This is a genomic window from Scytonema hofmannii PCC 7110 (genome assembly GCF_000346485.2).
GTDB classification, from domain to species: Bacteria; Cyanobacteriota; Cyanobacteriia; order Cyanobacteriales; family Nostocaceae; genus Scytonema; species Scytonema hofmannii.
In genome coordinates, this window is the sequence record NZ_KQ976354.1 from 2,567,172 (window position 1) to 2,575,828 (window position 8,657).

Consider the following 8,657-nt stretch of genomic DNA (forward strand, 5'->3'; position numbering starts at 1 on the left):
CCCTCCCCCTCTCCTCTATTCCCGTCCCCCGTTCCATCTTAGAGAGAATGCTACAAGGAAACGATCGCCAACTACAGATGATAGAATCGTTACTTGAGTTGCATTCTAGCTCAGCGCACGGAATTGTCCTCCATCAAGAGAGAGTATCATTTAGTATGTTAATTCAGAGAATTAGCAAAAACTTGGAACCAATGCTCTCACAAAACCAAGCAACTGTAAAAAACTCGGTTCCAAAAGGTTTACCATTAGTTATTGCCGATCCAATTAAATTGCAGAAAGTTGTAAACCATTGGTTTACATATAGTTGCCAGCACAATCCACCAGGACTAAAATTTACTCTGAAAGCTGTAGTTCAGGACAATGTCATTCGATTTACGATTCAAGATGATGGTATCAGCATGAGTAAAATAGAATGCGATCGCCTGTTTGATTTGTACGTGCGCGATCCCCAAGCCCGATGCTCCACAGGTATTGGCTTGAAAATGTTTCTGTGTCGGCAAATTATCAAAGCACATGGGGGTGAAGTTGGTGTGAGCAGAAACCGCAAGCGAGGCTTAATTTTCTGGTTTACATTGCCGCTCGATAAAGTCTATCCAAAGTTACCCACGAATGGATAATGCTGGACAAACCAGAGGAATAGCGGTCAATTCCTCCTACCTTGAAGGATTCACACCTTCACGAACTGATGGAGAGGATTGGACTCTCTTGCTTGTGCCGAAGCTTTGAAAATCCAAGATTTCCGGTGTTCGCCAAGCTGTCACCAGTAGAACCTGTTAGATTAGGTGAACCGAACCAAGCATTACGAGAACCAGCGCTCTTGTAATGCTTATTGAATCTCTGCCAGTGTGCAAAGACGTGAGGCGCGAGTTTCGGAATGAACCGAAATCTGCAAGGCGTATCTCGCTGGCATTTTTTCATAATAAATTGCCATGCCACGACGTGCTAAAACTAAAGCAGCAGCGCTATCGCTACCCATTCCGTATCCACGCATATACTTAACAACGCCGATCTGGCTGGAATATTTAGCACTAACCTCAATAACTTTAATTCCTAATTTTAAACATCGAGCTTTCAATAACTCAAAAAACTTGGCATAAGCAAAACCAGATAACATCCGGTTGTATTTGCGACCAGTTAAAAATAGTTTTTTCTTTTCTGAGAAATCTAATTTCTCGATTACAATTGGCTTTTTAGATGCTAATGCTCTAGCAGTTATCTCCGTAACGGCATCAGCTAGCCGTGCTTCTGTTTGTTCTGTCGAACAAGAATGCAAGTCTAAATTAACTTTGCCCCAACCGATTGGATTACCATGATTATTGGTAGCACACCACCCAACGGAACCAGGATTAATATCTAAGCCTATACATCCTAGATATCTATGATTACTAGTGATTACAAAATCTACTAAACAGGTAATAGCTACTACCCATTTCCCTTTATTATTTTTACTAAAAACATATGTGAGAGCACTATTTAATGCCCAATCTGTACATATCTTATCTGACCCATATTGATTAAATTTGTAAAGTGGTAATTCAACATATTCCCCAAATGATTCTTCTAGGAAATAAAGTTGATAACACTATTTGCGTGGCGTTTATTTACACCAAATGTCTGCTGTATTTGAGAATTAAGCTTTTCTTTCTTCATGTCACTCTGCAACCCAACCAATGCCATTTTTGACATTTCTGCAGCTACAGGTGAAAACTGTGACAACATATCAATTGCGCGAAGTTCCAATGCATAGTTATTAGAAATTTGAGTAACGTAAGTTTGGTAAAATTGTGGCATGGATTGACTCGACCTCTCGTCTGGTAAGTTAATCAACGCGCTCGGTCAATGTTCGCTACAATTTGGTAAAATTGTGGCATGGATTGACTCGACCTCTCGAATAGGTGCTAAATGTATGTTAACAAACAGCGAGGGTGAAGGTCAATGACTTTCCAGAAAAAAAATAAATTGGGAGCTAAACCGATCTACGCGCAGCCAGTAGATTCCAAGGTAATAGCGTTTAGAGGAAGAGTAGGACAAATAGAGAAGTTAAAAAAAGTGGATAATTGGCAAGAACGGTTGAGAGATTACGTAGATCAATTGATAGCAGAAATAGAATCGGGACAAATTGAGTAGCAATGGGTAGTAATTAGCTAACAGCTTCTACCCCTCCAATCCCCAAGACCTAACCCCTTAGTAAAGATTTGGTCAAAGCTAATGGCGACCATATTAAAAACAGTACAAAAGAGTTTGAGAAAGGTTTTTTTTGCGACTGAAGTCCTCACAGGTAGCCCAATAACTGCTGAATATAAAGCTTGGCGCAATCATTTTTTGTGGCAAAGATTGCATTTAGGACTGTGGATTGCCATAATCTTGGTCTTAAGCTTTATGTGCCTGAATATTTACGACGTCTTATTCCCATTGAAAGAGTTAACTGAGGTTCCCGAAGAATTGAAACCTCTGATTTTTGTCCTGTTTGGTGCCATGATGGTAGGCTTGCTGACCTGTTTAACCATACATAAAACCTGGTTTGGACGTCGTTATCCGGAAGTCGTGTTCTTGGGTTTATCTTGGTCAATCACTTTGGTAGAACAGATTTGGGCAACATTTAACGGATTTGCTATACCCGGTTTTCTTGCTTGGTTTTTGGTGTTTTTGAGCCAAGCCACACTCATGCCAGTTCGGTGGACTCTGCACTTGACTGCTCAATTGGGTGTAGTGATTTACTATTTTGGTTTAAATACAGCACTGGGATTGAAGCTACCGCCACCGGAAAATCAAAAGCCGATATACAACGTCACAATGATGTTAGCCTTATTTTGGTTTTGTTTTATTTGTGACCTTGGTGTTTACTTATACGATCGCCTACAGCGTTCGGAGTTTTCTGCTAAGAGGGCATTGGAGGAAGCATACCAAAAACTCAGGACTGCGGAGGCTAAGTACCGCAGTATTTTTGAAAACGCAGTTGAAGGGATTTTTCAAAGTACACCAGATGGACGTTATATTACAGCCAATCCCGCACTTGCCAAGATTTATGGATATTTGCTCCCTGAGGAAGTAACAGAAAATTTTACCGATATAGAACACCAACTGTACGTCGATCCCAACCGTCGTGCTGAGTTTATGCATCAGGTGGAGGAGGGTAATATCTCTCAGTTTGAATCCCAGATATATCGCAGAGACGGCAGTGTTGTCTGGATTTCTGAGAAGGCATATGCCGTTCGGGATGAAGCTGGAAATATTCTTTATTATGAGGGTTTAATTGAGGATATAACCAAGCGCAAACAAGCTGAAGAAGCGCTGCAGGAACAGCTTGATTTTTTGCAAGTATTGATGAATACAATACCAACGCCTGTTTATTATAAGAACAATCAAAGCATATATATGGGCTGTAACAAGGCTTTTGAAGAAGCTTTGGGTTTCAGCAAAGAAGAAATTCTTGGAAAAACTGTATATGATTTTACATCAAAAGATATAGCAGATAAGTATCATCAAGCAGATATAGCATTGTTTGAACAACAAGGAGTTCAAACCTATGAAAGCCATCTTGTCTACAAAGATGGTGTCCAACATGATGTGATATTTTACAAAGCAACATTTTCCAAAGCTGATGGAACGCTTGGCGGTTTGGTGGGGGTTATTTTGGATATTAGCCAACGCACGCGTACTGAGGAAGCACTCAGGGTCTTTTTCCATGCAGTTTCTCACGATCTACGCAATCCGGTGTTGGGAACTTTGATGGTGTTAAGGAATTTGTTGAATAAGGGGGAAATGGGGCATCAAGCATCGGGCATTGAGAATAAAACCGATGCTCTATCCCCAATGCCCCATTCCCTAATTCCAGTACCGCGCTCTATTTTAGAACGAATGGTACAGAGTAGCGATCGCCAATTGAGTTTAATTAACTCCTTAATGGAGGCGCATGCTAGCGAAGTGCAGGGTATTTTATTGCAACGCCAACCCGTACAACTATCTGCTGTGGTGGAAGCAGCTATTGCAGATTTAGAAGCGATACTGCAAGAAAATCAAGATAGTATAAAAAATCTTGTGACCGCAAATTTACCACCAATCAATGGCGATCCAACACAGCTATGGCGGGTTTATACTAACTTGATTGTCAATGCTATTAAACACAATCCTCCAGGATTAGACATCACCCTCAATGCTACATTTGAGAGCGATCGTATTTATTGCACTGTTTCTGATAATGGTGTGGGGATGACAAAGCAACAGTGCGAGAGGTTATTTGACCTTTACTTTCGAGGTGGGAATGCTCGCAATTCTGTAAGTTTGGGTTTGGGATTGTATATGTGTCGGCAAATTATTACAGCACACGGCGGGGAAATTGGTGTGAAAAGTACCCAGGGCGCAGGAGCAACCTTCTGGTTTACTTTACCACTCTTTTACCATCCAAACGAGAAAGCCCTAAGATTTTAAAAATATCCTGTTTACTGGTTGGTGTCATAGAAGAACCATTATATCTCAATTTCCTCATTGTCTTTATCTTAAGTAGCCGTTATGAACTGCGTACACTAGGGCGAATGAAAATGGGCATTGGGCGTTGAGCACTGGGCATTGAGCATTTGAGGATTGCCCTACTTCTTTTTTGAGGTTCTTTATATGTGTAGTTTATTTCGCAGCTCATCAGTAAGCCGTATATTATTAGCTTTTGGAATGGCAGTCGCTACAGCATCTCCTGTCATGATGTCGATCCCAGCTTCAGCGCAAAATGCTGTCCCAACGCTTCTGACTTCAACATCAAAAACGACTTTTTCTGATATTAAAGCTGATTATTGGGCGCGTCCATTTATTCAAGCCATAGTCGAAAGAAATATTATAGATGGCTTTGCTGATGGTACTTTTAGACCCAATCAACCTGTAAAACGCGCAGAGTTTGCGGTTATGCTTCAAAAAGCTTTTGAGCAAAAGCGGGTTCGGCAGTTAAACGCTGGTGGCTTTAAGGATGTTCCTCCCAACTACTGGGCCGCCTCAGCAATTAAGGAAGCATACGAAACAGGATTTATGCCCGGTTACCCAGCAAACTTGTTTCTTCCCAAACAACAAGTTGGTAAGTTTGAAGCAATTGCTGCTTTGGCAAATGGTTTGGGTTTGACAGCAACTGCTCCTACATCTAATATTCTGAATGGGTATTATACTGACGCTCCAATAATTCCTAACTATGCTGCTGATGCTGTAGCAGCAGCAACACAAGCCAACTTAGTTGTTAACTATCCCAACGTCAAGCAACTCGATCCACTTGAACCTCTCACTCGTGCCTCCGCAGCAGCGCTTTTATACCAAGCGTTGGTTTGGCAAGAACGAGTAGAACCGCTTCCTGGCAATATCACGACTGCCAATTATGTAGTTGGTCATGCAGCTGATGCTAGCCAAAATAATCTGACAACGCCTCATGATGTTGTAACGGTTACCGCATCTAACAATTCATTTTCCATCCTAACTTCTTTGTTGAAGACAGCAGGTTTAGCAGTGATTTTGCAACACCCAAATAATTCGCTGACTATTTTTGCTCCAACTGATGAGGCGTTTGCTAATTTGCCCGAAGGCACTTTAGAGTGGTTGCAGCAACCAGAAAATAGAGAAACACTCATTAGAATTTTGACATATCACGTGATTCCTCGGAAACGCGAAATGAGTGAACTTTCTGTAGGAAAGCTAAAAACTTTTGCAGGCAAACCCGTCAATATTCAAATAAATTCTCTCACTCATCAAACAACAGTGAATAAAGCCAAAATTATTCAGTCTAACATTCAAGCTAGCAATGGCATTATTCATGTTATTAATCAAGTGTTGATTCCACCTAATATTAACTTGAGCCAAAAATAACCCCACAATGTCGTTGAACGATTCTGGATACTGGAGGTTGCTTTACAAAACTTTTCAATTTTGGGGGAGTGGGGAGTGTCTGAGTGAGGGAGTGTCTGAGTGAGGGAGCAGAGGTGATCGCTAATACTCAATGCCCACTCCCCACCTCCCAATCTTTCTTCCACGTTGACAACATTTTTGCTAGTTGTGTGATATACTAAATTCTCGGAATTACATTCGGTTATACAATTTGTTTCTATCTATTTACAAGTGTCTCTCCGAATCTAACTCTCTACGCTCAATCTGATTCTGGAGATGTTTTATGTCAATTTATGTTGGTAATTTATCCTATGAGATCGCACAAGACGATCTCAAACAAGTTTTTGCTGAGTATGGAACTGTAAAGAGCGTTCAGTTGCCTACAGACAGGGAAACAGGTCGTGTACGAGGCTTCGCTTTTGTGGAAATGGGGACAGATGCAGAAGAAACTGCAGCAATTGAAGGTCTTGATGGTGCTGAGTGGATGGGTCGTAACCTAAAAGTTAACAAGGCAAAGCCACGTGAAGACAGAGGAGGTTCTTCCTTTGGTGGTGGCGGCGGTAGACGCGGAAACAATAGTGGTGGTGGTGGTGGTGGATACTCTCGACGCTACTAAGCTTTGAGAGGCATCTGGAGTTCAGCTTCCAATCTCAATCGGTTTCAAATAAGTTATGTAACTTTTGAGTATTTTGGGCAGTATTTTTGTCTGCCCTTTTTTGCTTGGTTTAGTCAGTGACCAGTGACCAGTGACCAGCGATTGGTCAATTTAGAATTTAGTTAGGAGAGGACAGAATGACCCAAATAATTCTGGGCGAGAATGAAGGGATTGAGTCAGCCTTACGTCGATTTAAGCGGGAAGTTTCCAAGGCGGGAATTTTTTCAGATGTAAAGAAACATCGTCATTTTGAAACACCTTTGCAGAAGCACAAGCGGAAAACAATTGCCAGACACAAACAGCAGAGATATAAAAGGGGTTTTCGTCAAGGGTAGTAGTGGGATCGCCCTTGGCGCAAGCCGAAAGAGCGCTTATCGCGAAGCGCAAGCTGAAAGAGCGCTTATCGCACTACTGTTTTAATCTTAACTTGAAGCACTAGTATAAAACCGCAGCGCAAACCGCCAGAACCGTGTGGAAATAAAAAACAGCACTAGTGCCAAGACGCCTGCTCCAATCATCCCAGATAATTGGCTTCGTCCGAGCATGGCTTCTGCTGGTATAGTTGTTAAAAAAGCGACTGGAACAACAAAGGTAAAGAAAAAGCGGAAAGCTGCAGGATAGGCTGCCATCGGATATCTACCAGCTTCCAGCAAACCCCGCAAGACCTCAGTCACATTATAAATTTTGACAAACCAAATACTCGTTGCTCCCAGCATAAACCACAGGCTGTAAAGAATCACAAAACCAAAGAATAGGGGAATTGCACTGAGGAGATAGTTGTCTATTTCCAGACCGAGTTGTTGTCCGGCATAACCAATGATGATGATGCCAAAAATAATATCTGGCAATCCCCACGGCGATATGGTATGAGTGGAAAGCCAGAATTGACTGCGAATGGGCTTGAGCAGTACAAAATCGAGCGTCCCTTCTTGTACGTGGCGGACAATTCGGTTCAGATTTGGGGCGAGAAAGGTTGCCGAAAAGCCTTGGAGTAAAGTAAAAATTCCCAAGACAAGCAAAGCTGCTTCCCAAGACCAACCAGCGAAGCGGTAGCCACTTCCATAAAATAGGAACAGTCCGAAGAGACTACCCACCATGTTACCTAAGCTACTCAGAGCTGCTAGGAGGAAGTTAATGCGGTACTCTAGTTCAGCTGCTATGGCAGCACTCCAAAATAATGTTAGTACTCTTAGGTATCTATCGATCACGGGCTAAAGACGGGTTTCAGAAACAGGTAAATATCAATTATCCCAGAATATGAGGTAAATCTGAATCGTGTAATCAAAAAGCGTAGTCAAACGGAGTCAACGATTACTTCTTGTTCCCCCTCTCCTCTATGGGCGTTCTACCTAGAATCAATGCACGCACGTGCAAACCGGGTAGGCGTAGGACGGTAGGAGAGACAGCGAGGTACTTACACAGCACCTGTAATAAGATTGGGGTACGGTTAGCCGCCGACCTTGCTTGCAACCTTATTACACCCCACCCTTACGGGTTTGGCTTTTCCGACGGGTGCCAACCTTCTCTACTGCGAGTGCTGGCTGTACAAATCTACGAGATAAAGTTTTGTTTCATCCAAGTCTATGCCATTTCTAAGCAAGGTAAACCTAGCTGTTTTGGATTCACTTGAATAACCCTTTTTCCGTTTTAGCGCCATACTTTACTCTGCTGCTTTGACTTGCTAGCATAGGTTTAGTATACAATTGTTTTCTAGATTATGTCAACAGGTAAAGGCAAAAAAAGAACAAGAAATATACCAGTACTACATGAACAAGTAAAAGAGCAACACTCTATAATGTTTACGCCAGCAACTTGGAAAAAACTCCAAGCTTTAGCAATTGATGCTGACTTGAGCGTGAGTGAATATCTGGAAACTTTGATTAGAGCAATAGATGGTGATTAACCCCGTTTTACTCCAAGATTTAGCTATCTGATGTTACGTCGGTTTCTCGTTCCTTCAAAGTTTCCTCAAAGACTTGCTTTAACAAAATCAGTCCTTCTTCTATTTGCAGAATCTGGTCTTCGGAAAGATGTTTGAGGAGATCGGCAATATGAGTGCGAGTTTGTTCGCGAGCTTGTTGAAGGTGATGGTTTCCTGCTTCAGTTAGCTTGAGCACAATACGCCGTCGTTCTTGAGGGTGGTCGTTAC

10 protein-coding genes and 1 pseudogene are annotated in these 8,657 nt (G+C 42.0%); 7 read left to right on the forward strand and 4 right to left on the reverse strand.

Annotated features, from left to right (window positions below; all coding sequences use genetic code 11):
• On the forward strand, positions 1–617 hold a 617-nt coding region (locus tag WA1_RS59620; RefSeq protein ID WP_272819118.1), incomplete at its 5' end, for a sensor histidine kinase.
• 209 nt (positions 618–826) lie between these two features.
• Here the strand turns inward: WA1_RS59620 and WA1_RS59625 are convergent.
• A complete protein-coding gene (locus WA1_RS59625) occupies positions 827–1,273 on the reverse strand; it encodes an IS200/IS605 family accessory protein TnpB-related protein (RefSeq protein WP_026135208.1) in 447 nt (148 codons plus the stop codon).
• 287 nt (positions 1,274–1,560) lie between these two features.
• Positions 1,561–1,791, reverse strand: coding sequence for a hypothetical protein (locus WA1_RS59630; protein WP_017748417.1), 231 nt, complete (start codon positions 1,789–1,791; stop codon positions 1,561–1,563).
• Positions 1,792–1,935: 144 nt separating this feature from the next.
• Here WA1_RS59630 and WA1_RS11055 point away from each other — a divergent pair, with 144 nt between their 5' ends.
• The 5 genes from WA1_RS11055 to rpsU all read left to right on the forward strand — a co-directional run bounded on the left by WA1_RS11055 (position 1,936) and on the right by rpsU (position 6,843).
• Positions 1,936–2,127, forward strand: a complete 192-nt coding sequence (locus tag WA1_RS11055) for a hypothetical protein (protein ID WP_017748416.1) — start codon at positions 1,936–1,938, stop codon at positions 2,125–2,127.
• 81 nt (positions 2,128–2,208) lie between these two features.
• Entirely contained in the window at positions 2,209–4,428 is a 2,220-nt protein-coding gene (locus WA1_RS11060) for a PAS domain-containing sensor histidine kinase (protein ID WP_017748415.1), read from the forward strand.
• A 183-nt stretch (positions 4,429–4,611) separates the two neighbouring features.
• Entirely contained in the window at positions 4,612–5,835 is a 1,224-nt protein-coding gene (locus WA1_RS11065) for a fasciclin domain-containing protein (RefSeq protein ID WP_051077126.1), read from the forward strand.
• Between the two features lie 301 nt (positions 5,836–6,136).
• Positions 6,137–6,469 carry an RNA recognition motif domain-containing protein gene (locus tag WA1_RS11070; RefSeq protein ID WP_017748413.1) on the forward strand — a complete coding sequence of 111 codons (333 nt, stop codon included), beginning with the start codon at positions 6,137–6,139 and terminating at the stop codon, positions 6,467–6,469.
• 176 nt (positions 6,470–6,645) lie between these two features.
• Complete coding sequence (rpsU, locus tag WA1_RS11075) at positions 6,646–6,843, forward strand: 30S ribosomal protein S21 (protein WP_017748412.1); 198 nt, start codon at positions 6,646–6,648, stop codon at positions 6,841–6,843.
• A gap of 87 nt (positions 6,844–6,930) precedes the next feature.
• Here the strand turns inward: rpsU and WA1_RS11080 are convergent, their stop codons facing one another.
• Complete coding sequence (locus WA1_RS11080) at positions 6,931–7,713, reverse strand: ABC transporter permease (protein WP_026135207.1); 783 nt, start codon at positions 7,711–7,713, stop codon at positions 6,931–6,933.
• A 512-nt stretch (positions 7,714–8,225) separates the two neighbouring features.
• On the opposite strand from WA1_RS11080, the gene WA1_RS11085 reads away from it, so the two are divergent.
• Positions 8,226–8,411: a hypothetical protein gene (locus WA1_RS11085; RefSeq protein ID WP_017748410.1), complete on the forward strand. Its 186-nt coding sequence runs from the start codon at positions 8,226–8,228 to the stop codon at positions 8,409–8,411.
• Between the two features lie 19 nt (positions 8,412–8,430).
• Here the strand turns inward: WA1_RS11085 and WA1_RS59635 are convergent.
• Positions 8,431–8,657 (reverse strand): annotated as a pseudogene (locus WA1_RS59635) (MarR family transcriptional regulator); the annotation flags it as partial.